We start from the raw sequence: 23,295 nt of genomic DNA, 5'->3' as shown, positions 1-23,295 counted from the left end.
GCACGCGTGAACACGCTGCGGAGCCAGGCATTGGCCGGTTCGTTGTCGAGCCGGGGGTGCCACAGCAGGCTCACGGGATACGTCGGCAGCGCGACCGGGGCCTCGACCACGCGCAGCGGCAGTCGCGCCCGCACCGCGTTCACCGCCGTCTCCGACACGGTGAGCACATCGTCGGACTCCGCCACCAGGTGCAGCGCGGCGGCGAAGTACGGCACCGCGAGACGGATGCGTCGCTCGTGGCCCTGCTCGGCGAGGATCTGGTCGACCACGCTGGGCCTCCCGAGCGGCGCCACCACGACGTGCTCGAGTGCCAGCCACGACTCGAGGGTCAGTCGCCGCGCGAGCGCAGGGTGGCCCGCGCGCCCGACACAGACGAAGCGCTCCGTGAGCAGCGGCGAGAGCCTGAATTCGGGCGGAAACGAGCCCGGCAGGCACACCGAGAGGTCCACCGTCCCGTCACGCAGCATCACCCAGTCGTCGGCGATGCTCGGCAGGTAGCGCAGCGTCACCCCGGGCGCCTCCTGTCTGACGATGCGGTCGACGATGGGCGAGAACACGAGCAGGGCGTGGTCGGTCGCCGTGATCGTGAAGGTGCGTGCCAGGGCCCGCGGCTCGAACGGTCGCGTGCTGGCCAGGACGCGGCCGGCGTCCTCGACGAGGCTGCGCACGAGCGGGCGCAACTCCTCGCCCCTCGGGGTGAGCCGCATCGAGCGGCCCGTGCGCACGAGGAGGTCATCGCCCAGTCGCTCCCTGATGCGGGCAAGCGCATGGCTGACGGCGGGCGTGCTCAACCCGAGACGTCGCGCGGCACGCGTGACATTGGACTCCTGGAGCAGGGCGTCGAGGGTGAGCAGCAGGGACAGGTCGCGGGCGTCCATGTGCGCACCATCGCCCCAACCCTGGAGGATGTCAAATGGTGAAAGTCGCTGTCTGTGGATTGCACTCGCTGCAAGCATCTGTTGTGCCCGGCGCGGCTTGTGGCCGTGTGGCGCCGGCCCGGTACTCCCGCCCATCACGAATGACACCGTGGTGTCGGCGTGGGCCACGGCCTGGACCGCGGGCGATCGGCCCCAATCTCGTCAGTGGCATGATGCCGGGGAGGAGAGGCGCGAATGAGGCGGATTGGAGGCGCGCACCGCGGTGCGTCGTGGCGTGGCAAGCGCCGGTGGTTGCCGGTGGTTGCGGTCGGCGTGGCACTCGCGGCGGGGACGGGCTGCCGTGAGGCCGCGGTGGCCAACGACGTGGCGGCGGCCGCGACAGCTCCGACAGGCGCACTGGTGGCAGAGCCCCGTGTGGCAGGGCCCGACGAGGCGACGGTGGCTGCCGTCGACGAGATCCTCGCTGTCGCTCGTCACCCCGCGCTCACGTGGTCCGACCTCGCCGATGTGGCTCCCGATCTGGCCGGCCTCTATGCGGCGGACCCGGACCGCCTGCTCTGGTTCGACGGTGCGACACCGGTTGCCGCGACCGACGGCGCCGTCGCGGCGGTGGCGGCCTCGGGCGACCACGGGCTCGACCCGGCCGACTACGATGCCGCCTGGCTGCAGGAGCAGTGGGCCGCCATGCGCGCAGGCTCGGCGACGCCGGTCGAGCGCGCGCATTTCGACGTGGGGCTCAGCGTCGCGGCCGGCCGGTTGCTGCGGGCCGTGCGCGTCGGCCGCGTCGACCCCGCCGTGCTGCACTGGGGCTACGACATCCCGCCCAAGTCGATGACGCCGGCGGCCGCGCTGGCCGAGGCGCGCGACGGGCGTGGCCTGGCCGCCCTCGTCGAGAGCCTGGCGCCGCAGTTCACGCACTACGCGCGGGCCCGCACCACGCTGCGCGCGTACAAGGCCCTGGCCGCGTCAGGCGAGCCGGCCGACGTGCCGCCGCTGCCGGCGGGGACCACGAAGATCACGCCCGGCCAATCGTGGGAGGGCCTGCCGGCCCTCGCCGCGCGGTTGCAGGTGCTGGGCGACCTCGCGGCCGATCCGGCCACCGGCCCGTTGCCCACCTATCGCACCGAACTCGTCGAGGCCGTGAAGCGCTTCCAGGACCGCCACGGTCTCGAGCCCGACGGCGTCATCGGCGCCGGCACCATCCGCACCCTGAACGTGCCGATCGCGGCGCGGATTCGCCAGATCGAACTGGCGATGGAGCGCCTGCGCTGGCTGCCCGATCTCGGCACGGCGCCCGCCGTCTTCGTGAACGTCGCGCTCTTCCGCCTCTGGGCCTCCGATCCGGCCAGTGGCACCGAGCCCCTCCGCATGAACGTCGTCGTCGGGCAGTCGCTGGGGCACCAGACGCCGCTGTTCATCGACCGCATGCGATACGTCGTGTTCCGGCCGTACTGGAACCCGCCGCGCAGCATCCTGGTGAAGGAGATCATCCCGAAGGCGCGTCGCGATCCCGGCTACATGGCGCGTCAGAACTTCGAGATCGTCGCCAGCGGCGCCGACGACGCGCCGGCGCTGCCGGTGACGCCGGCCAACCTGGACAAGGTGCTGGCGGGGAAGCTGTCGCTGCGCCAGCGCCCCGGCGGATCCAATTCGCTCGGCCTGGCCAAGTTCATCTTCCCCAACGCCGAGAACATCTACCTGCATGGCACGCCCGCGCAGCAGCTCTTCTCACGTGCGCGCCGCGACTTCAGCCATGGCTGCATCCGGCTGGAGGACCCGGCTGCGCTCGGCGCGTGGGTGTTGCGCGACCAGCCGAAGTGGACGCGCGCGCGCATCGAGCAGGCGATGAACGGCACCCGCCCGACGCGCGTCGACCTCACGACGCCGCTGGCCGTGGTGCTCTTCTACGACACGTTCCACGTCTCCTCGACGGGCACCATCGCCTTCATGGACGACATCTACGGGCATGACCGTGCCCTCGATGGCGCCCTGAAGCAGGGCTATCCGTTCCCGACGAAGGCGGCAAAGGCGACGAAGACGGCGGCGCGCTGAGCCGCCCGCGTCATCGGGGCCTCACGGCCGACGGACGCGGACGTGCAGGAACGTGGCGGTGATGGTGGCGTCCTGCAGTCGAGGCACGTGCCGCACCACCTCGTCGCTCGGGCGTGGTTCCTCGATGCGCTCGAGCTGCCAGCCCGCCTCGAGGAACAGGGTCAACCACCACGACAGGGTGCGCGTGAACTGGGGGATACGGAAGGGCGCGACGCCGGCACGGACCTCCGGGGGCGCCTGCCCGAACGTCCACTCGCTCATGTCGCCGTCGCGCGGGCGGAAGTAGTCGCCCACCTCGATGGCCACGGTGCGGCCCTCGGCGTCCTTCACCTTGCGTCGGTGCGGCGTCAGGAAGCACGGGTGCTCGATCGACGCCTGCAGGAAGCCGCCGGGCCGCAGGACGCGCGCCGCCTCCGCGATCACCCGCGCCACGCCCGGCATGTCCATCAGGCTCATGAAGGCCGTCGCGAAGTCGAAGGTGTGATCGGCGAACGGGAGTGCCCCGGCGCTCGCGTGCACGTACCGGATGCCTGCCGGCGCCGACACTTCTGTCGCGTGTGCATGGCGCAGGAACACGTCCGACAGGTCCACCGCCGTCATCCGCGCGCCGCGCGCGGCGACCAGGCGCGTGTTGTGCCCCTCACCGCACCCGAGGTCGAGGCCCGTGCGATGGCGCACGTCCGGGAGCATCGCCAGGAACGCCGGCGTGTTGAAGCCATCGCGGTAGACGTCGTACCCCGCCCGCGCCAGGCGCGTCCACGCGTCCGCGTTGCCGTTCCAGTACCCGCGCACCTCGCGATCGTCCATGGCGTCCGTGGCAGGATATGCCGACCATGATGCGGACGACCAACTGGGCGTGGATGGTGCTGGCGGGGCTGCTCGCCGTCGGCTGCGGCAGCGGCGATTCGGCAGGCGGGCAGGCGGGCGCGGCCAGGCCGGCCTCGGCCACCGGCTACCGGATTGGGGTCATCCCGAAAGGCTCGACGCACGAGCACTGGAAGCGTGTGCGCATCGGCGCCGAGAAGGCCGCCGCCGAGTACACGGCCGCGGGCGTGCCCGTGCAGGTGATCTGGAAGGGGCCCTTGCGCGAGGACGACCGCGAGCAGCAGCTGCAGGTGGTGGAGGGGTTCACCAGTCAGGGAGTGTCGGGCCTCGTGCTCTCGCCTCTCGACAGCAGCGCGCTGCGCCGCCCCGTGGAAGAGGCATTCCGCGTCGGCATCCCCACGGTGATTTTCGACTCGGCACTCGCGACACCCAACCCGTCCATCAGCTACGTGAGCACCGACAACGGCAAGGGCGGCCGGTTGGCGGGGCAGCGCATGGGCGCGCTGCTCGGTGGCAAGGGCACCGTGCTGATGCTGCGCTACCAGGAAGGCTCGGCGGCCACCGAGGAACGCGAGCAGGGCTTCCTCGATGCGCTCACGGAGCAGTACCCCGGGGTCACCGTGATCTCGTCGGACCAGTACGCCGGTGCCACGCGCGACACCGCCAAGCGCGCCTCCGAGAACCTGCTGAACCAGTACGGCGATCGCCTCGACGGCATCTTCACCTCCAACGAGTCGGCCACGGCCGGCATGCTGCTCGCGCTGCAGGACATCGCGAAGGCCGGGAAGGTGAAGTTCGTGGGCTTCGACTACAGCGCGAGCTTCATCGAGCCGTTGAAGAAGGGCGAACTCCACGGCTTCATCGCGCAGCATCCCGTGAACATGGGCTACCTGTGCGTGAAGACGATGGTCGAACACCTGCAGGGCAAGACCGTGCCGACGGTGGTCGACACCGGCGTGGTGCTGGTCACCCCGGAGAACCTCGCCGCCCCCGACGTACAGGCCGTGATCAACCCGCCGGAGGCAAAGTAGCTGTGCTAGCCTCCGCGTCGTGACCGTGTTGCGGCGTCTCGTGTTCCTTGCGGCGTGTTGTGCCGCGTCGCTGTCCCCGGGGCCCCTCCACGCGCGGGCGGGCACCACGATCGCCTGGGCCTGGTCGGGAGCGATCACGCACGACGGGGCCACCGTCACCGCCCGTGTGTCGCCGTCGATCGGCCGCGCACGGGTGGTGCTGACGCCCGACGGCGGCACGAGCGGCGTCGTCACCGTGGACGCCATGCCAGACCCTCACGGGATCGCGCGGTTCGAGGTGCGAGGGCTGGCTCCGCGCACCGCGTACGCCTGGCGTGTCGAGGCGGGCGAGGCGACGCCGATCACCGGGCGACTGCGGACGTTCGCCCGCGGCCCGATGGACGCGACGCTCGCGTTCGCGTCGTGCGCCAGGACCGGGTCGTCGAGTCCCGTGTTCGACGCCATCCGCGAGGTGGACCCGCACCTGTTCCTCCACATGGGCGACTTCCACTACGAGAACATCTCGCGCAACGACCCCGCGCGTTTTCGACGGGCCTACGACGAGGTACTCGCCTCGCCCGCCCAGTCGCGTCTCTACCGGCAGGTCCCCATCGTCTACACGTGGGATGACCACGACTACGGCGGCAACAATGCCAGCGGCGCCTCGGCCAGCCGTCCGGCCGCGCTCGAGGTGTATCGCCAGGCGGTGCCCCATTACCCGATCGACGAGCGTGGCACCGCAGGCATCCAGCAGGCCTTCGACATCGGTCGCGTGCGCGTGATCGTCACCGACGCCCGCTCGCAGCGGACACCCGACCGGCAGCGGTCGGCCGATGCGCACACGATGCTCGGCCCGACGCAACGGCAGTGGCTGCTCGATCAGCTCACGGCCGCTGCCGATCGCCCGCTGGTGGTGTGGGTCAACACCGTGCCCTGGATCGCTCCCGAGAGTGACGGCGGCGACGACTGGGGTTCGTACGCGACCGAGCGCGATCTGGTCGCCACGCACCTCGATCGCCTCGGCCTCACGCGGCGGCTGGTGATGCTGAGTGGCGATGCGCACATGGTGGCCATGGACGATGGGACGCACTCGCACTACGGGGCGGACCGCGACAAGGGACCGGGGTTCGTGGTGGCGCATGCGGCGCCGCTCGACCGTCGCACGACGAAGAAGGGCGGGCCGTACAGCCAGGGCGTGTCGCGGAAGGTCGGGCAGTTCGGCGTGCTCCGCATCACCGACAGCGGCACCACGCTGCAGGCGGAGGTGACGGGACACGATCGCGCCGGGCGGGTCATCCCGAACATGCGGCTCGTGCTCGCGTGCGATGGCGTGCGTGCGTGCGAGGTGCAGGCGCCGTCCAGGCCCTGACGGTCGCAGGCGCGGGTCAGGCCGCCGTGTCGAAGTAGTCGATCAGCGCCTGGCCGAGTTGCTCGCGCACGTCGTCGAGCGTCAGGCCGAAGACGATGACCGGCAGGTCGACGGCGATCCCGTTCCAGAGGTCCCCGAACGGGAAGAAGTGCACGGCGATGGCGTCTCGGATGTAGGGCATTGCGGCCGGGAGTCGGGTGTGGTCCCTGCCCACACATCGGCGCACTCCTGCCCCGGCTTCAATGTCGAACCTTGGTTAGCGCATCAGTCGCGCCGTGGCGGTGCGCACGACCGGTGTCTCGCCGCGCGCATCGGTCCAGGCGAACACCAGCGTGTCGGCGTGCCTGGCGACGCGCGGATAGCCGCTGGTGCGGGAGCCCTCGAGCGTGGCCACGCGCACCGCACCCGACTTCGTCCCATCCTGAGACACCTTCCGCGCCATCAGCGCGGCGCCGTCGGCAGCCATGTCGATCCATGTCACCACCGCAGCGCCGTCGTCGAGCAGGACGACATCGACGCGCCCCATCGTGGAGGTGTCGTCGAGACGCACACGCGGGCCGAAGGTGCGGCCTGCATCGTTCGAGAACGCCAGCCAGGCATGGCCCATGTCGCCGACGGCGGTGAACCAGGCCAGGGCCACGCGTCGTCCGGCGGCGGCGAGCCGCGGGCCGTTCACCGGGCAGGCGGCGATGGTCCAGTGATCGGGGTGGACGATCGTCGGCGTCGTCCAGCGTCCGCCCTCGAGTCGCGACAGGGCGATGTCGCGCACCTCCGCGTCGCTGCGATCGCGGAAGGCCACGATCGGCCCCTCGTCGGTCACGGCGACCGTGGTGGGACAGCAGTCGCACACGCGCAGGTCGATGGCGGCATCCGCCGTGCGTCGCCAGGCGCTGTCGTAGGCCGCGTAGCGCACCGTCATGGCGCCCCCTGCGCCGTGCCCCTCGTGGCCCGCCGCCGGCTTGGTGGCGCGCCCGTCGAGCCACACGGCGCCGAGGCCCTGGCCGGGCGCCTGGAACAGCGTGGCGAACCCGTGCTCGGTCTTCGTCCCGTCGTCGTGAGTCGTGACCGACGGAGACCAGGTACGCCCGCCGTCGTCCGAGTGCGACAGGCGCACGTCGTAGGCGTACTTCTCGGGTCCGCTGCGTTGCAGCCAGTGCGCGGCCAGGCGTCGCTCGTCGAGGCGGACGACCGACGGCACGTCGGCCCAGTTCACGAACCAGTCGTCGCCGGAGGCCACCGTGCGCGCCTCGCCCCAGGCGCCGCCCGCCATCTCGGCATAGCGCAGTGCCGCAGTCGCGCCCGACCGCTCGATCCAGCTCAGGAGAGTCCCGGCCCGGGACGCCTGCAGGAAGGGCTGGCCGCTGGGCGACGCGATCGGCGCTGGCACGACCGTCACCGGACCGAGCCAGGCCTCCTCTGCCGCCGATGTCCGCACCGCGAGCGGCATGGCCGCGACAAGGCCCCGCAGCAGGCCGCGCCGGGAAAGCGTCATCGGCACAGTGTACGGGGGACCGTCCGTACCCCGTACCCCGTCCCCGGCACCCGGTCCGGCGAGGCATGAGGCATGAACCGCCTATCATGGAGATCGTGCCGCTCGCTCCGCCCGTCTCGCCCTGGTTCCCCGTGGGCGTCCGCAAACTCGCGGTGATGTGCGTGGGCACGCTCGGGCTCTACCAGGTGTACTGGTTCTACGAGCAGTGGCGGCATGCCGCTGCACAGGAGGACGAGGACATCTGGCCGTGGGCGCGCGCGGTCTTCGGCGTCCTGTTCTGCTATCCGTTGTTCGAGCGCATGACGGAGTGGGCGCGGGAACGCGGCGTCGAGATCAAGGACTCGGCGCTGTTGCTGTCGGCGGCCTTCGTGGTGTTCACCTTCGCGCAGCGGTTGCCCGGGGCCTGGGCGCTCGTGACGCTGCTGACCGCGCTGCCGCTGCTGGCCGCGCAGGCCCGGATCAACGCCGTGCCGGCGATGCGTGACCTGCCGCCCGACCTCCGCAACGATCGCCTGTCGCCGATCAACGTGTTCGGCGTCCTCGTCGGCATCTTCGCGATCTGGATGTTCGTGACCGGCGTGCGCGAGGCGGCGCGCGAGCACCCAACGAAGGCGCCCGCGCGCCCGGCTCCCACCAGGTCGGTCGCGGGCTGACGGCGGGGCCACCGCCAGTGGACGGCGGCGTAGAATGCGCCCCATGCGTCCCCGCCCCATCGCCCGCGCGGCGCGTATCGGCCTGCTCCTGATGGCGGTAGCCGCCCTCGCCGGCCTCGGCACCGTGCGGGCGCGCACGCAGGCGCCGAGCCCCACGGTGCTTCCGCCGTGGCAGCCGGGCACCCTCGACGTCCACCTCATCAACACGGGCCGCGGCAGCGCGGCCCTGCTCGTGCTGCCGGACGGCACGTCGCTGCAGTTCGATGCGGGCGACGGCGGGTTCCTGCCCGGCTCGCCGCGCGGCGTCCCGGTGGTGCCAGACACCTCGCGCCGGCCGGGCGAGTGGATCGCGCGGTATGTGTCGCGCGTGCTGCGCCCGTTCCGCACGCCCGAACTCGACTACGCGGTGGTCTCGCACCTGCACGACGACCACATGGGCGGCCTGCCGGTCCTCGCGCAGCAGGTGCCGATTCGCAGGATTCTCGATCGCGGCTGGCCCGACTACGCGGACGGCATCGGTCCCGCGCCCGCGAAGGGAACGGCCGAGGCGTACATCGCCTTCGCGAAGGCCGACCCGTCGCGCATGCAGCGCTTCGAGCCGGGGCGCGCCGACCAGATCACGTTGCGCCGCGACCCGGCCTCGTATCCCACCTTCGTCGTGCGGAACATCGTCGCCAACGGGCAGGTGTGGACGGGCGCGGGCACGGCCACGCGCAGCAGGTTCCCGGCCGACTGGCGGACGCTGCCGCCGGCGCAGCAGCCCAACGAGAACGAGTCGAGCCTCGGCATCCGCGTGACGTATGGGGCGTTCGACTTCTACACCGGCGGCGACATCCCCGGGCGCGCCCGCCTCGGCACGGCGGAGTGGCACGACATCGAGAGCGCCGTGGCCCCGGCTGTCGGGCCCGTGGAGGTCGCGGGCGCGAACCATCACGGCAACCGCGACTCGACCAACGCGACCTGGGTGTCCACGCTGCAGCCGCGCCTCTGGATTCTGCAGGTGTGGTCGTCGGACCACCCGGGGCACGACGTGCTCGACCGCATGCTGTCGCGCACCCTCTATGACGGCGAACGCGACGTGCTCGCCACCAGCGTGCATCCGGCCAACAGGCTCGTCATCGGCCCGATGCTCGACCGGCTGCTCGTGTCTCGCGGCCACATCGTGATTCGTGTCGACCACGGCGGCGCGACCTACCGGGTCTTCGCCGTGGACGATACGGATGAGTCGATGCGCGTCACGGCCGTCCACGGGCCGTACACGTCGAGGCCGTGATGCCGCAGATGCGACGCCGCGCGGCCCTGTCCGTCATGGCATCGGCCGTTGTCGGTCGACGGGCTGTGGGGGCTGAGTCGATGCGCGGCAACGTGTCCGTTGAACCCGGAACCCGGTACCCCGTACCCGGCCCATGGACCCCGCTCTTCAATGGCCGCGACCTGTCGGGCTGGGACACGTTCCTCGGCAAGCCGCACGCCTCGTCGGACTACCCCGGACTCGCGCGCGCCGCCGACGGCACCTACACCGACGTCGTCGGGCTCAACCGCGATCCGCGCGGCGTGTTCTCGGTGGTGCAGATCGATGGCGCCCCGGCGATCCGCGTGTCGGGGGAGACGTACGGCGCCCTCATCAGCCAGGCCGACCACGGCGACTATCACCTGAGGCTCGAGGTCAGGTGGGGCGAGCGCCGATGGCCGCCGAGGCCAGCGCAGCCGCGCGACACGGGCTGCTGTTATCACTCGGTCGGGCCGCTCGGCGCGAGTTACGGCTTCTGGATGCGCGCGTTCGAGTTCCAGATCCAGGAGGGCGACGTCGGCGACTTCTACAGCCTGGCCGGCGTCCTCGTCGATGTCCACGGCAGGCCGGTGGAGGCCTCGGCGCCGAAGAGCGACATCGTGTATTCGCCGGAGGCGCCACTCATCCCGGGCACACGCAACCGGGTCATCAAGGCTGCGACGGTCGAGCGTCCGCTGGGGGAGTGGAACACGCTCGATCTCTACTGCCTGGGCCAGCGGAGCGTCCACGTCGTGAACGGGCACACGCAGGTCGCGCTGTCAGGCCTGCGTCACGTCGTCGACGGCCGAGAGGTGCCCCTGACGCGCGGCAGGATCCAACTGCAGTCGGAGGCGGCAGAGGTCTACTTCCGCAACATCGCGATCCGGCGCATCGAGTCGCTCGACTCGGCTCAGGGCTGAGTCATCGCCTGAGACCTGACTCACCCGAATCAGCGGACCACCAGCGGTCGCAACGGCCGCACGTGGATGTTCCGGTACGCGATCGGGCCATGGTCGCCCTGCAGCATCAGCGGGCCTTCGGCACCTTCGGGGCGGTCGATGCCGGAACGTGTCGGGCCGGGCACATCGACATCGGTCTGCACCAGTTGTCCGTTCAGCAGCACGCGCAGGAAACGCGCCGGCTGCACCTTCTTGCCCGAGGCGTCGAACTGCGGCGCGCGGAACCACGCCTGGTACGACTGCCACTCGCCAGGTCGTCGTGACGCATTGACGCGTGGTCCGGAACCCCCGACGCCCGTGTTGTCGATCCACTGGTGGTAGATGCCGCCCAGATCGCCATAGGTGAGCGGCTCCGGCTTGCCGAAGCTGTCGAGGATCTGCATCTCGTAGAGGCCCTGCAGGTACACGCCGGAGTTGGAGCCCTTCGGCAGCATGAACTCGAGGTAGAGCTCGATGTCACCGAAGGCGCGAGACGAGCACAGATTGGCGGTCTTGCCCGTGGCCCCGTTCAGGATCACGCCACCGCCGGAGCCACGCCCCGACAACTGCGTCGGGGAGAGGACGCGCTCGTAGCTGATGGCCCGCACCGCCCGCCAGTCGTTGGGGGCCTTCGGATCGCACGCCTGCCATCCGGCCAGCGACGTCCCGTCGAGCAGCGGTGCCCAGCCCTCCTCGAGCAGGTACGGCGGGTCGCCGTGCGCGTCGCCGTCCTGGATGGGGGAGTACGTCGGAGGTGCGGCCGGCGCCTGCGCGAGCAGTGCGGCGATCACGAGCAGCAGGGCACGCATGCCGCGAAGTGTACACAACGCGGGCAGCGGGTCACGGGTAGCGGGAAGAGGCAGGCGGCGCCGGACAGGGCGCGGGGACACCGCGCCCGCCAGGAGCCGCTGGCGTGGTCCTGGTGGGCGTGCGAGCGGTCGGGGCTCAGGCCTCGCGGCGGGCGTCGTGCCAGTGCCGCAGGACGCCCGGGTGCACGTGGATGCCCGTGGGACTCGGCTCCACGCCGTGCGCGCGCAGTCCGCGCAGCAGCACGTTCACCCGCGAGCGCGTCGTGCCCACCATCTGCGCGAGCACCTCCTGCGACACGAGCGGCAGGGTCGCGGCCCCATCGACATCCTCCGCCGAGGCGAGCTGGAGCAGCAGGTGGACCAGCCGCGCCTCGCTGCCCTGCATCATGTGATCGGCCAGCCGCGCCTGCAGGTCGGCGACCCGCGTGAGCAAGGCGTCGACCAGGAACGCGGCCACGTCGGCGTGTTCGCGCGAGAGCGCCGCGAGGTCGCGCGCGTCCACCTGGACGATCGTCGCCGGTTCGAGGGCAATCGCGGTCGTGGCGCGCGGCTGCCCGGCGCCGAGGGCGGTCTCCCCGAACATGTCCCCGGCGCACGCGATGCCCAGGATCACCTCGCGGCCGTCATCGGACACCACCGACAGCATCAGGCGGCCGTCGATGACCCAGCCGATCGACGCGGCCTGGTCGCCTTGCGAGTAGGCGACACCGCCACGCGCCAGCACGTGGCGCTGCCCGGCGGCCAGCACATGCGCACGTGCCGCGGCGTGTACGTCATCGACCTGCGGCGTCGCAGGAGGTTCGTACGTGCGGAATGGAGAGGGAGGAAGCGGACGACGGAAGCCGGCTGCCGTGTCAGGCAGGCGACGAGCGGTCAAGACCATGGGCGACCCGACGACGCGGAGTCCCAGGCTCACGGCGCGTCGTCTTCGGGATAAGGGCGACGCGCAGGCTGGCTCGATGCCCTTCGAGGGTAGCACGTCGCGTCGCACCCGGGGCCGCCCGGGCTGACCGATCAGTCGCGTCCGCGGCGGATGGCTTCGGTCATCGTCAGCGGCTCCGGCGCGGTCACCACCCAGAGGCCCACGGGCAGCAGCACGCCAAGGACGAGCCAGGTCAGCCAGCCGGCTGCGCCCGTGGGCGTGAAGGTGATGCCGATGACCGCCGCGAGCACCAGCCAGGTAGCGACGAGCGAAAGACGGATCTGTTCACGAGTCATGCCTCAACCCTAGCCCGTCCCCGCCACCGCTGCTGTGCCTTTCGACACAGCGGGTCACCCGACAGGTCGGCGTTCACGGCTTGAAGGCCGTTCGATTCTTCGTCCGTTCATCCTGCAGGGCGGCGGCTTCTGCCGCCTTCGCGGCCGTGCGCCTGGCCGGGGCCTCGAGGGCATCCTGCGAGATGGCCGAGGCCATCGCGCGCTGCGCCTGATCGCCCAGCGCGTTCGAACGGACGACCAACCGGAGATCCTCGTAGGGACCACGCAGCAACATCACCGACGCCTCGGCATCGGTCCAGTGGCCCAGCATCACCGTGCCTGCGGGGCTCCCAGGCGGGATCGGCGGCGGGGTGCCCGTCGCCTGCCGTGGGCCGTACACCGTCTCCACCCCCTTCAGCAGGTCCGCCGTCGTCAGGCCGCCAACGCGCATGCGGTCGTAGTCGACGGTCAACTGGTACAACTGCCCATCCACGAAGGCGAAGGTCACGGTCTTGACGGGATCGGGCGCCTCGTCGTGGCTCGAGTACGGTCGATGCCATTCGAGCGACTGCAGCAGGGCGGGACGCTCGTGCAGGGTCCGCACGTCTGCGGGGCGCGCGCTGGTGCGGGCGAGCACGTCGGCGAGTTGGTCGCCCATCGCATGCTCGCGATAGCGGGAGGGCGCGTCGGCATGCAGGGACGCGGTCATCGCCGCCAGCACGAACAGGCCGGTGACGACATGGCGAACGGTGGCCATGAGGGCTCCACGGGTGGGCGGGGAAGAGGACATGCTCCGAGCATGCGCCGTCGCGTCGTCGGGCGCTGTCCCCGAACGCACACCTCGCCCGCCGGCCGACGTGCGGCCCGGGCCGCCCCTGACGCTGTGCCATTGAACACAGACGGCTGCGGCGGGTGTGTGCCACTGTCGTCAGGTGACCATCTGCATCGAAGGACTCGTCGGAGGCGCGGCGTGAGCGTCCCCGCCGGAGAGAGACGCAGCCGTGCCGGCATCCTCGGGGCCTTGCGCGAGGTGATTGCCGCGCTCGACCGCCGACGTCCCCAGCAGCACAGGCCAGGCGAGGCGACGGTGGCGCGCGAGTCGGCCTCGTTGCGCAGCGAAGCCAGCGATCGCGTGGACGCGATGGAGCGCGACGCCGGCGGCGTGGCCGCTGGCGGGCGCCCGGGTTCCTCGCCCGTCAGGTCGTGATGCGGTCGCGACGCGTCGCCGCCTGGGCGGCCGCGACGGCGTGCATCAGCGTCACCGGCGTGTAGGGCGCCGGGAGCACCAGCACGTCGTGATTGGCCAGGATTGCCCTGGTCTCGGCTGGCGCAGGCGACACCACCACCAGGCTGGTCTCGCCGAAGGTCCCGGCCGCCAGCAACGACAGCAACGGTTCACACGACGACTCGTGCGCCGGTCCCAGTTGCCACACCACCACCTGGGGCGCGCCCCCGCGAATCCGCGCCGCGATGGCCCCGCCGCTGTCGGACTGGCAGTCCACGGTCATGATGCGACAGCCGAGGCTGAACAGCAGCGCGCTCAGCAGTTGCTGTCCGTCCGCGCTGATGTCGACGATGCCGACGAGGATGGCCGGAGACACTTTGCGTTCCACCTTCCGCACCGGGGGGGGCGTGGTCCACAGGGCGGCGAGGCTCACTCGCGTCCCCGCTGGATCGCTTCGCTCATCGTGAGCGGCGCGGGCGTGGTCACCACCCACAAGACTGCGGGCAACACGAGTCCCAACACGCTCCAGGTGAGCCAGCCGCTGGCACTGTGGGGCGTCAGGGTGAGGCTGACGATGGTGGCGATCACCAACCAGGTGGCGACGATCGCGAGGCGGAGGTAATCACGGGTCATGTCCCGACGGTATCGTGTGCCGCCGCCCGCCGCTGTGCTGTCCGGCACACCGACCCGCGTTGACGCGCGGCCACACCCGGCGTCGTCCCTTGCCTGATCGGGCTATGATCCGGCCCGAACCCAGCAACACCGCACCCCCTCCCGAGGTGTGGCTGCCATCGCAGTGCGAGGCGCAGCTTGTCCGAATCCATCGTCGATGCGGAGCCGCAGGTGTCGTTGCCTGCCGAGTCCACCCAGGGACGTGACGTCCCGTTCTTCCTCGTGGGCGTCCCCAAGTTCATCGTCATGAACCTGCTGACGCTGGGGATGTACCAGTTCTACTGGTGGTACCGGCACTGGGTCCGGCTGCGGGATCAGGGCGGCGAGGACGTGTGGCCGTGGGCGCGGGTCCTCTTTGCCAATGTCTTCGCCTACTTCTTCTTCGATCGCGTCAACGAGGAGGCCGATCGACAGGGCACGCCGACGCTGTTGTCGCCGCCGCTGTTGGCCATCGCGTACTTCGTGGCGCTGACGAGCCACCTGCTGGGGGCGCCCGAGTGGGTGCAGTTCCTCGTGCCCGTGGCCATCCTGGCCTTCGTGCAGTCGGTGATCAACGGGCTGCCGGCCGCGCGCGACGTGCCCCGCATCGTTCGCAACACGCGCTTCTCGCTGAAGAACTGGGGTGCGGTCGCCGCATGCCCGGTACTGTTGGTCCTGTACACCATGCCGGATGCGCCTGAGGCGCCGGCAGCGCCGAGCGCGCCCGCCGAGGTGGTCACGGCCTTGGCGCCCCTGGTCGACGACCTGAACGCGCAACTCCCGCAACCGTTGGCCGGCGGCATGGCGCTGGAACGCGTGGAGACCAACCCCGAAGCGATTGGCCTGTTCGTGCGCCTGACGCAGGTCACATCCCGCGAGGCCATTGCCGGCAATGTCCTGGAGCGCGCGCAGCGGCAATTGCTGCAACTGGCCTGTGCCAGCCAGGGCCTCGAGCAACTCGCGCTCGACAACGGCGTGGCCCTCCGCTACACGATCCTCGACCAGGAGCGCTCGGCGTTCGCGACGATGCTGGTCACGTCGCGCGCGCAGTGTGCGGCCACGGGCGAGTGAGGCCGTGAGCCCGCCGGGCCCCTGCCCGGCCCCGGCTCAGATGTTGAACAGGTCGTCGAAGGCCTTCTTGGCGCTCGACGTGGTCGAGGGGGCCACGGTCGACGACGTCTCGCGTTCCCAGGAGGCGCGGACGCCGAACAGCGTGCACTCGTTGGCCGCGTCCTTGGGCGACACGCGGGCGGGGATCTTCTGTTGGCACTCGAAGGTCGCGCTGGTGTCGAAGTGCGCGCACTGCACGCACGAGTGCAGCGACTGCCCGCACTTGGCGCACGCGCTCCGCGACAGGATCGCCGGGTCCACGGGCGCGCCGCAGCGTGCGCACTTGACGACCTCGTGGTAGCCCATGAGCTTCGGGTTGCGGGCGCCCTCCGAGGAGAGTCGGCGTGTGGCGGCCGGCGCGCCGGGCTCGATGGGCGGGCGACGGTCGCGCTCGGGTTGCCTCGTGCGATCGCGGTCGTCGTCCTGGTAGCCGTGCTGGCGGTACTTGCGGTCTGACATGCGGTGTCCTCGTGATGACGGGGCGGGTTCGGCCCTGGACTGGCGCCCGGGCCACCTCGAGCCTCGTCGAAGGGCGGAGCGCGGTCCCTGCGGCCGCCCGTGGCGGTGCGTGCTGCCGCCGCGCTGATGTATGGTGGCACCAAAATCCGCCAACGCCGATGCCGACCCTGTTGCGGCCGTACGCCGCGTCCCTGCTCTCGCTCGTCGTCGCGGTCGCCGCCGCGCACGCGCAACCGACCCGTATCGACGTCGTGACCCCCGTGGCGCCGGAACTGGCCGCCTTCGGCCCGCAGGCCATCGGCGTGCGCACGCTGAGGGCCGTCGATCGCCAGCGGCCCGACATCCTGCGCACGAAGGACGGCCAGCCGACCGCGCGCTACGACCGCCAGTTCGTGCTCGAGGTCTGGTATCCGGCGACCCTGGCGGCAGGGCAGGCGTCAGGGGCGACCTACCGCACCATCGCCCGCGATCCGTCGATTGCCGTCACGCTCCAGGGACGAGCCGCGCGCGACGCGCCGCTCGTCGCCACCGGTGGGCCGTTCCCGCTCTTGATTCTGTCGCACGGCTATCCGGGCAGCCGCTACCTGATGAGCCATCTCGGCGAGAACCTGGCGAGCAAGGGCTTCATCGTCGTGTCCATCGACCACGCCGACAGTACCTACGACGACCAGCAGGCCTTCGCGAGCACGCTCTACAACCGTGCCTTCGACCAGCTGTTCGTGCTCGACGAGATGGCGCGGCTCGCCGCGCCGGGATCCGGGCATTTCCTGAGCGGACGAATCGACGTCAGCCGCACCGGCCTGGTCGGCTACTCGATGGGCGGCTACGGCGTGATCAACGTCGTCGGCGGCGGCTACAGCGACGCGGCCGTCGCGATGCGCGGCGGCCCGCCGAATCGCCTGCTGGCCGAGCGCGCCGCCAGCAACGCCGCGTACCGTGCGTCGATCGACCCACGCGTGAAGGCCGTGATCGCCATCGGCCCCTGGGGCATGCAGGTCGGCGCGTGGGATGCGGCGGGCCTCTCGGGCATCCGCACGCCGGTCCTGTACGTGGCCGGGAGCGTCGACGACATCTCGGGCTACACCAAGGGCGTACGCGCCATGTACGAGGCCACCGTCAACGCCGATCGCCACCTGCTCACGTTCGTGAACGCGAACCACAACGCGGCCGCCCCGCACGAGGCGCCTGCCGAGACGCTCGACGCCACCGGGCGCGCCGTCATCGGCTTCACGCAGCACGCCGACCCGGTGTGGGACAGCGTGCGCATGAACAACATCCTGCAGCACTTCGCGACGGCGCACTTCGACCGCTACCTGAAGGACGACGCGACCAGGGGCGCCTACTTCGACGTCGTCGCCAATGGGAGCGAGGCGGTGTACGCCATGGACAGGGAAGGCAAGCCGTTGCCGACGCACACCTACTGGAAGGGGTTCAAGCGTGGCACGGCCGTTGGCCTGATCCTCGAGCACGCCTCGCCCGCACCCGGCGGCAGGTGAGGGCAGGGCGCCTGCACGGTCCCACATTGAGGCGTCGACGTGAACGTCGACGCCCACGAACACGAAAGGCGCAGGCCTGCTGTCACGGTAGGATCGTCGGTCATGAGACCCGTTGTCGCTGCCCTGTTCCTGCCCCTCGCCCTGGCTGCCGCCTGCAGTCGTGAACCTGCGCCGCCCGCGCCAGCGCCTGCGTCGGCACCGGCACCGGCACGGCCCGTGCCGCTGGCCGACCTGCCGGCCATGGACGGCGCGCGCCTCCTCGAGCAGATCCGCGCGCTGTCGGCCGACGAACTCCAGGGGCGCAAGCCCGGCACCGAGGGCGAGACGCGCACCGTCGCCTATCTCGAGCAGCAGTTCAAGGCGCTCGGCCTGCAGCCGGGCAACACCGACGGCACCTACGTGCAGGACGTCAGGCTCGTCGGGCTGACGCCGTCGCAGAAGCGTCCCCTGACCGTGACCGGCGGCGGCAAGACGACGACGTTCGCGTGGCGCGACGAGGTGGTGGCCTGGAGCAAGCGCGTCGCTGACCAGGCCAGCATCGAGAACTCCGAGCTGCTCTTCGTCGGTTACGGCGTGACGGCGCCCGAGTTCGACTGGAACGACTTCAAGGACGTCGACATCAAGGGCAAGACCATCGTGGTCCTGGTCAACGACCCGCAGGTGCCCTCGGCCTCCGATCCCGCGACGCTCGACGAGAAGGTCTTCGGCGGCCGTGCCATGACGTACTACGGTCGGTGGACCTACAAGTACGAGGAGGCCGCGCGCCGCGGCGCAGCCGGCGTACTCATCGTCCACGAGACCGGCCCGGCCGGCTACCCGTTCACCGTCGTGCAGGGCAACCTCGGCGAGCGCCTGGACCTGGTGCGCGAGGACAAGGGCATGAGCCGCGCCAGCATCGAGGGCTGGCTGTCGCTGGACGCCGCACGGAAGCTGATGGCGATGGCAGGGCAGGACCTCGACGCGCTCAAGAAGCAGGCGCTCACGCGCGCGTTCACGCCCGTGCCGCTCGGCCTGTCGGCCTCGCTGACCATCGGGTCCACGGTGAGGACCATGGCCTCGAAGAACGTGCTGGCGAAGCTGGAGGGCAGCGACCCGACGCTGAAGGACGAATTCGTCCTCTACACCGCGCACTGGGATCATTTCGGCGTCGGCGAGCCGGTGGACGGCGATCGCATCTACAACGGGGCACTCGACAACGCGTCGGGCACGGCGATGGTGCTCGAGATTGCCCGCGCCTTCACGCAGGCGACGCCGAAGCCGAAGCGCTCGGTGGTGTTCCTGATGGTGACGGCGGAGGAGCAGGGCCTGCTCGGGTCGGCCTACTACGCCGAGTACCCGGTGTATCCACTGGCGAAGACGGTCGCCGTGGTCAACATCGACGGCGTCAACCAGTGGGGGCGCACGAAGGACCTGACGGTCATCGGCCTCGGCGCGTCGCAACTCGACGACTACCTGCGCGAGGCGGCCACCGAGCAGGGGCGGACGTTGCGGCCCGATCCGGAGTCGGAGAAGGGCTACTACTACCGCTCGGACCATTTCAACTTCGCCAAGAAGGGCGTGCCGGCGCTCTACATCGACAGCGGCATCGAGTACGTCGGCAAGGACGCCGACTACGGCACGAAGAAGCGCGACGAGTACACGAGCCGCGACTACCATGCGCCGTCCGACGAGGTGAAGGACGACTGGGATCTGTCGGGAGCTGTCGAGGACGGTCGGTTGCTGATGGGCGTTGGCTATCGCGTGGCCAATGCGGCGACGTGGCCCGAGTGGGCGCCCGGCAACGAGTTCCGCGCCGCCCGCGAGCAGATGCGGAAGTAGCGGCGCGCGCGATTCATGAGGCTCGCCGCGCCAGGCGCGGCGAGCCCCGGCCCCTCATCGAATCAGGCGAGTGCGCGGCGGCAGAACTCGACGCACGACTTCACTTCGGCGACGGGGTCCGAAGTGGCCGGCACCTCGTACTCCATCTCGATCGTCGCCGGGAACTTCCACTTGTTCTTGCTGACGGTCTGCAGGATGCGCTGGATCGGCGTGTCGCCCTGGCCCCAGGGCACGTTGGCGCCGCCGTTCTCCTTCGACTTGCGATCCTTCAGGTGGAAGCTGCAGATGCGGGCGTGGTGCTTCTCCAGGAAGGCCACCGGATCGCCAGCCCCGGCCGCGACGTAGTGCCCGAGGTCGATGTTGGCCAGGTTGCCCGGCGAGGCCGCGAAGGCCGCGTCGAACGCCGTCATCGAACCCTGCAGGTGGGTGTGGTACCCGACGTACACCTTCTTCTTCACGCCCCAGTCGCCGAGGCGCTTGAGCACGGCCGGATCGGTCGACAGTTCCAGCGTCGTGTGGTTCGCCCCGAGCGCCTCCGACATCGAGAACACGTACTCGAGCTCCTCGTCCGACATGTTCGGCGCGAGCAGCTTCGTGGCGTAGATGGTGACGCCGGCGTCGTTGTACATCTTGCGCAGCGCCTTGAACTTGTCCATCGACTGCGAGAGCCGCCAGGTCTTCAGGTCGCCCATGTACTTCTCGCGCGCGGCGATCTGCTCCGGAGTCGGGGGCACCCGACCGCCCGGGCCTCCAGGGCCTCCAGGGCCACCGGGACCGCCCCCGGACGGCCGCGGCATCGACGGAGCGCCGGCGAACCCCTCGATGTGGTTGCCCATCAACTCCACGGCGCTGATGCCGGAGTCGACCACGTACTTGAGGACCGCTTCCGCGCTCTGGTCCTTCATGGCGCGGTAGCTGTACGTGATGGTGCCGATCTGCACGCCCTTGATCAGCGAGTTCGGCTTGGACTGCGCGAACGCGCTCGTCAGTGCACTTTCACCGAGCAGCGCCCCAGGGACGCTGGCCATGGCCAGCTTGCCGAAATCGCGACGGGTCAGACTCATTGCAACGGACCTCCAGGGAAGGGAAGGCCACATTGTAATGCCGCGATGCCGGGAATGCCGGGAATGCCGGCTGGCCTGCGGTTCTAGCCGGGCGACTTCACCGCGTCCACCAACCGGCGTACGGCCTTGTCGAGGAGCGTCATGCCGACGGTGTCGCCGCGCATGTGGCCGAGGCGCACGATCACGAGGCTGCGCGACGGGATGATGATCACGCGCTGGCCGCCGGCGCCGGCCATCCAGTAGGCATCGGGCGGCGCGTCGAGTTCCTTCGTGCCGTTCACCCAGAACAGGCCGCCGTAGCGGGGCGTGGCCCAGCCGGGCGCCGGCGTGCTGACGAACCGCGCGAACCCCTCCGGCAGCAGGCGCGTGCCCTGCCAGACGCCGTCCTGGGCGTACAACAGGCCGAGTCTCGCCCAGTTGCGCACGGTGCCGTAGTCGTAGCCGCTCAGCACGAAGTTGCCGTACGCGTCCGGTTCGAGCACCTGCCGACGGATGCCGATGCGGTCGAACAGCGCGCGCTGCGGCCACGTGAGGTACTCCTCGCCGCGTGCCTCGACCACGTGCCGCACGAGTGAGCCCAGCGTGATGGGATCGCAGTTGCGGTAGCGCCCCTCCGTCCCCGGCGTGAACTGCAGCGGCCGGCTCGTCGAGAAGCGGAACACGTCGATGGCGCCCGTGTAGATCAGCACGTGCGGCGGGTAGCCGTCGCGGTCGGGCGCGTAGTCGGCGTCGCCCGGCGAGGCACAGCGCAGGCCGCTGCTCATCCGCAACAGGTGACTGATCGTGATCGCGCGGCGTGGGTCATCCTTGCCCTGCCACGCCGGCACCGGCGCCGGCCCGTCGAGCGACAGCGCGCCCTCCTTGATCAGCAGGCCCACGAGCGTCGCCGTGAGGCTCTTGCCCATCGACCAGCTCTCGAGCTGCGTGTCTGCCGTCGCCCCGAGGGCGTAACGCTCGCCGACGATGCGGCCCTTGTGGAGGACCAGCATGCCGGCGGTGAGGGCCTCCGGGTCGGAGAACGCGAGAGCCATCGCCGCGTCCACGGCCGCTTTGTCCAGGCCAGCCGGCCAGGGCGCGTCGGCGACCGCGTCGCCCATCGGCCATGGCAACGTGCGCGCATCCGGCAGTGTCGTCGTCACCGGGGTCGGCGTGAAGAACACCGAGTCGGTGCCCTCGGGATGGATGACGCAGCCCTGATCGCCGTAGAAGCCGGCGGTGCGCGTGACCACGCCGCGCACCGTGACGCGCACGATCGTGCGCTCGCGATCGACCACCGCTGTCACGTGATCGCGCTCGGCCTCGGGCGTGAGGAAGAAGGCGCTGTTGCGGCGTGCCTCGGCCTCATCGCGCCCCGAGACGAAGATCGCCGAGCAGAGAATCTTCGCGTAGCCCGCGGCGCCGAGCCCGAGGGGCGTATCGCGCGGAGAGAAACCACCCGTGGCTGCCGGGTTCAGCGTGGTGGGATCAGGTCGGGCCGGCGCCTGCGCGCGCGCCGGCGTGCTGGCAGCAGCGAGGAGGCCTGCCAACGCCAGGGGGATGACGAGTTGGCGACGCGGCTGGAGTCTGGGCAGGTGGGGCATCGGCACGGTCCGTGATCATATGCGTCCGCGTCGCCTCCGGCCTCGGGCGACGGGCGTCCCCCTGTACCATGCACGCCATGTCCCGACGCGTGTTCTTCGTGCTGGCGATCGGCCTGGCGTCGGCGTGTGCCGGCGGCGGCCCTGCGGCGCGCGACCCCGGTGCCGCCATCACGCTCGCCCTCGTGAACGGGGTGGTCTGGACGGGCGATGCCGGGCGACCTTCGGCGGAGGCCGTCGCCATGGCCGGCGACCGCATCGTGCACGTGGGCACGACCGCCGAAGTACAGGCGATGGCGGGGGCCGCGCGCGTCGTCGATGCGCGCGGGGGCTTCGTGGTGCCCGGCTTCGTCGATGCCCATGTCCACTTCGTCGAAGGCGGGTTCCGCCTCGCGTCCGTGCAACTGCGCGACGCCGCGACACGCGAGGAGTTCGTCCGCCGCCTCGCCGCGTTCGCGGCCGGCGCCCCGAAGGGCACGTGGATCACCGGCGGCGACTGGGATCACGAGCGATGGGGCGGCGAGTTACCCGCGCGCGAGTGGATCGATGCGGTCACGCCGGACCATCCCGTGTGGGTGAATCGACTCGACGGCCACATGGCGCTCGCCAATACCGCGGCGCTGCGCGCGGCCGGGATCGACGAGCGGACCGCCGAGGTGGCCGGCGGCGAGATCGTCAGAGCGGGCGCAGGTCGTCCGACAGGCGTGCTCAAGGACAACGCGATGGCGCTGGTCGACCGGGTGGTGCCGGCGCCGTCGCCAGCCATGCTCGATCGCGCCATCGACGCGGCGATGAGCTACGTCGCCGCGCAGGGCGTCACGTCGGTCCATCACATGGGGAGTTGGGCCGACGTGGAGGCCCTCGGGCGCACGCACGAGGCCGGGCGCCTGCGGACCCGTGTCTACGCGGCCGTGCCGCTCTCGGACTGGGCGCGCCTGCGAGACCGTGTCGCCAGCGCCGGGCGTGGTGACGCCTGGCTGCGCATCGGCCTGCTGAAGGGCTTCGTGGACGGATCGCTCGGGTCCAAGACCGCGCTCTTCGACGAGCCATACGCCGGCAGTCGTACCGAGCGCGGCCTGGCCGTGACGCCGATGACCGATCTCCGGGCGTGGATCGCGGGCGCCGATCGCGCCGGGCTGCAGGTGGCGGTCCATGCCATCGGCGATCGGGCCAATCGCGAGTTGCTCGATGCCTACGCCGAGACGGCGCGGGCCCACGGCCCCCGCGACCGCCGCTTCCGCATCGAGCACGCCCAGCACCTGTCGCCGGCCGACATCCCGAGATTTGCCTCGCTCGGCGTCATCCCGAGCATGCAGCCGTATCACGCGATCGACGATGGGCGATGGGCCGAGCGCGTGATTGGTGGGCCGCGCCTGCAGACGACCTACGCGTTCCGCTCGCT

General features: G+C 70.8%; 24 protein-coding genes. 11 read left to right on the top strand and 13 right to left on the bottom strand.

Annotated elements, in window-relative coordinates:
- Nucleotides 1–878: LysR family transcriptional regulator (locus ACIRDX_RS11305; RefSeq protein ID WP_396625528.1), on the bottom strand; the 878-nt coding region annotated here is incomplete at its 3' end.
- Between the two features lie 234 nt (nt 879–1,112).
- Between ACIRDX_RS11305 and ACIRDX_RS11300 the strand changes: the two genes are divergently transcribed.
- A complete protein-coding gene (locus ACIRDX_RS11300) occupies nt 1,113–2,930 on the top strand; it encodes a murein L,D-transpeptidase (RefSeq protein ID WP_396625527.1) in 1,818 nt (605 codons plus the stop codon).
- 21 nt (nt 2,931–2,951) lie between these two features.
- Here ACIRDX_RS11300 and ACIRDX_RS11295 read toward each other — a convergent pair whose 3' ends face one another.
- Nucleotides 2,952–3,737: a class I SAM-dependent methyltransferase gene (locus ACIRDX_RS11295; RefSeq protein WP_396625526.1), complete on the bottom strand. Its 786-nt coding sequence runs from the start codon at nt 3,735–3,737 to the stop codon at nt 2,952–2,954.
- A 26-nt stretch (nt 3,738–3,763) separates the two neighbouring features.
- Between ACIRDX_RS11295 and ACIRDX_RS11290 the strand changes: the two genes are divergently transcribed.
- Both ACIRDX_RS11290 and ACIRDX_RS11285 read left to right on the top strand, forming a co-directional pair.
- Nucleotides 3,764–4,786, top strand: a complete 1,023-nt coding sequence (locus ACIRDX_RS11290; RefSeq protein WP_396625525.1) for a substrate-binding domain-containing protein — start codon at nt 3,764–3,766, stop codon at nt 4,784–4,786.
- 19 nt (nt 4,787–4,805) lie between these two features.
- A complete protein-coding gene (locus tag ACIRDX_RS11285; RefSeq protein ID WP_396625524.1) occupies nt 4,806–6,134 on the top strand; it encodes an alkaline phosphatase D family protein in 1,329 nt (442 codons plus the stop codon).
- Nucleotides 6,135–6,150: 16 nt separating this feature from the next.
- On the opposite strand, the gene ACIRDX_RS11280 is transcribed toward ACIRDX_RS11285, so the two are convergent.
- Complete coding sequence (locus tag ACIRDX_RS11280) at nt 6,151–6,315, bottom strand: hypothetical protein (protein ID WP_396625523.1); 165 nt, start codon at nt 6,313–6,315, stop codon at nt 6,151–6,153.
- 75 nt (nt 6,316–6,390) lie between these two features.
- Nucleotides 6,391–7,626, bottom strand: a complete 1,236-nt coding sequence (locus ACIRDX_RS11275; protein WP_396625522.1) for a sialidase family protein — start codon at nt 7,624–7,626, stop codon at nt 6,391–6,393.
- A 95-nt stretch (nt 7,627–7,721) separates the two neighbouring features.
- On the opposite strand from ACIRDX_RS11275, the gene ACIRDX_RS11270 reads away from it, so the two are divergent.
- The 3 genes from ACIRDX_RS11270 (at nt 7,722) to ACIRDX_RS11260 (ending at nt 10,469) form a co-directional block, all read left to right on the top strand.
- Nucleotides 7,722–8,279, top strand: coding sequence for a hypothetical protein (locus ACIRDX_RS11270; RefSeq protein WP_396625521.1), 558 nt, complete (start codon nt 7,722–7,724; stop codon nt 8,277–8,279).
- A gap of 43 nt (nt 8,280–8,322) precedes the next feature.
- The gene (locus tag ACIRDX_RS11265) at nt 8,323–9,552 is read left to right on the top strand and encodes a ComEC/Rec2 family competence protein (protein WP_396625520.1); all 1,230 of its coding nucleotides are present in this window, start codon (nt 8,323–8,325) and stop codon (nt 9,550–9,552) included.
- Between the two features lie 92 nt (nt 9,553–9,644).
- Nucleotides 9,645–10,469, top strand: a complete 825-nt coding sequence (locus ACIRDX_RS11260; protein ID WP_396625519.1) for a DUF1080 domain-containing protein — start codon at nt 9,645–9,647, stop codon at nt 10,467–10,469.
- A gap of 29 nt (nt 10,470–10,498) precedes the next feature.
- On the opposite strand, the gene ACIRDX_RS11255 is transcribed toward ACIRDX_RS11260, so the two are convergent.
- From ACIRDX_RS11255 to ACIRDX_RS11240, 4 genes are all read right to left on the bottom strand, one after another.
- On the bottom strand, nt 10,499–11,296 hold the full coding sequence (locus ACIRDX_RS11255; RefSeq protein WP_396625518.1) for a DUF1080 domain-containing protein: 798 nt from the start codon (nt 11,294–11,296) through the stop codon (nt 10,499–10,501).
- A gap of 136 nt (nt 11,297–11,432) precedes the next feature.
- Complete coding sequence (locus ACIRDX_RS11250; RefSeq protein ID WP_396625517.1) at nt 11,433–12,212, bottom strand: Crp/Fnr family transcriptional regulator; 780 nt, start codon at nt 12,210–12,212, stop codon at nt 11,433–11,435.
- A gap of 98 nt (nt 12,213–12,310) precedes the next feature.
- Nucleotides 12,311–12,514, bottom strand: coding sequence for a hypothetical protein (locus ACIRDX_RS11245; RefSeq protein ID WP_396625516.1), 204 nt, complete (start codon nt 12,512–12,514; stop codon nt 12,311–12,313).
- A gap of 73 nt (nt 12,515–12,587) precedes the next feature.
- Entirely contained in the window at nt 12,588–13,250 is a 663-nt protein-coding gene (locus ACIRDX_RS11240; RefSeq protein ID WP_396625515.1) for a hypothetical protein, read from the bottom strand.
- A gap of 213 nt (nt 13,251–13,463) precedes the next feature.
- Here ACIRDX_RS11240 and ACIRDX_RS11235 point away from each other — a divergent pair, with 213 nt between their 5' ends.
- Nucleotides 13,464–13,700 (top strand): hypothetical protein, encoded by a 237-nt coding sequence (locus tag ACIRDX_RS11235; protein ID WP_396625514.1) that lies wholly within the window; start codon nt 13,464–13,466, stop codon nt 13,698–13,700.
- On the opposite strand, the gene ACIRDX_RS11230 is transcribed toward ACIRDX_RS11235, so the two are convergent.
- Together ACIRDX_RS11230 and ACIRDX_RS11225 are read right to left on the bottom strand one after the other, a co-directional pair.
- Nucleotides 13,690–14,106, bottom strand: coding sequence for a hypothetical protein (locus ACIRDX_RS11230; protein WP_396625513.1), 417 nt, complete (start codon nt 14,104–14,106; stop codon nt 13,690–13,692). The two genes, ACIRDX_RS11235 and ACIRDX_RS11230, sit on opposite strands and share 11 nt — an antisense overlap.
- 41 nt (nt 14,107–14,147) lie before the next feature.
- Nucleotides 14,148–14,351: a hypothetical protein gene (locus ACIRDX_RS11225; protein WP_396625512.1), complete on the bottom strand. Its 204-nt coding sequence runs from the start codon at nt 14,349–14,351 to the stop codon at nt 14,148–14,150.
- A gap of 177 nt (nt 14,352–14,528) precedes the next feature.
- Here ACIRDX_RS11225 and ACIRDX_RS11220 point away from each other — a divergent pair, with 177 nt between their 5' ends.
- Nucleotides 14,529–15,440 (top strand): hypothetical protein, encoded by a 912-nt coding sequence (locus ACIRDX_RS11220; protein ID WP_396625511.1) that lies wholly within the window; start codon nt 14,529–14,531, stop codon nt 15,438–15,440.
- Between the two features lie 36 nt (nt 15,441–15,476).
- On the opposite strand, the gene ACIRDX_RS11215 is transcribed toward ACIRDX_RS11220, so the two are convergent.
- Entirely contained in the window at nt 15,477–15,938 is a 462-nt protein-coding gene (locus tag ACIRDX_RS11215) for a hypothetical protein (RefSeq protein WP_396625510.1), read from the bottom strand.
- 158 nt (nt 15,939–16,096) lie between these two features.
- On the opposite strand from ACIRDX_RS11215, the gene ACIRDX_RS11210 reads away from it, so the two are divergent.
- Together ACIRDX_RS11210 and ACIRDX_RS11205 are read left to right on the top strand one after the other, a co-directional pair.
- Nucleotides 16,097–17,434, top strand: coding sequence for an alpha/beta hydrolase family protein (locus ACIRDX_RS11210; protein WP_396625509.1), 1,338 nt, complete (start codon nt 16,097–16,099; stop codon nt 17,432–17,434).
- 102 nt (nt 17,435–17,536) lie between these two features.
- Entirely contained in the window at nt 17,537–19,252 is a 1,716-nt protein-coding gene (locus ACIRDX_RS11205) for a M28 family metallopeptidase (protein ID WP_396625508.1), read from the top strand.
- Between the two features lie 62 nt (nt 19,253–19,314).
- Here the strand turns inward: ACIRDX_RS11205 and ACIRDX_RS11200 are convergent, their stop codons facing one another.
- Together ACIRDX_RS11200 and ACIRDX_RS11195 are read right to left on the bottom strand one after the other, a co-directional pair.
- Nucleotides 19,315–20,316: a sugar phosphate isomerase/epimerase family protein gene (locus ACIRDX_RS11200; RefSeq protein ID WP_396625507.1), complete on the bottom strand. Its 1,002-nt coding sequence runs from the start codon at nt 20,314–20,316 to the stop codon at nt 19,315–19,317.
- Nucleotides 20,317–20,399: 83 nt separating this feature from the next.
- Nucleotides 20,400–21,896, bottom strand: coding sequence for a serine hydrolase domain-containing protein (locus ACIRDX_RS11195; protein WP_396625529.1), 1,497 nt, complete (start codon nt 21,894–21,896; stop codon nt 20,400–20,402).
- 77 nt (nt 21,897–21,973) lie between these two features.
- On the opposite strand from ACIRDX_RS11195, the gene ACIRDX_RS11190 reads away from it, so the two are divergent.
- Nucleotides 21,974–23,295 (top strand): amidohydrolase (locus tag ACIRDX_RS11190; RefSeq protein ID WP_396625506.1); only part of this gene is annotated, 1,322 nt, incomplete at its 3' end.

Source organism: Luteitalea sp. (genome assembly GCF_044337415.1).
In the GTDB taxonomy this organism is placed as follows: Bacteria; Acidobacteriota; Vicinamibacteria; order Vicinamibacterales; family Vicinamibacteraceae; genus Luteitalea.
The sequence above is the reverse complement of the archived record's forward strand: the minus strand, read 5'-3'. Positions and strand labels throughout refer to the sequence as shown.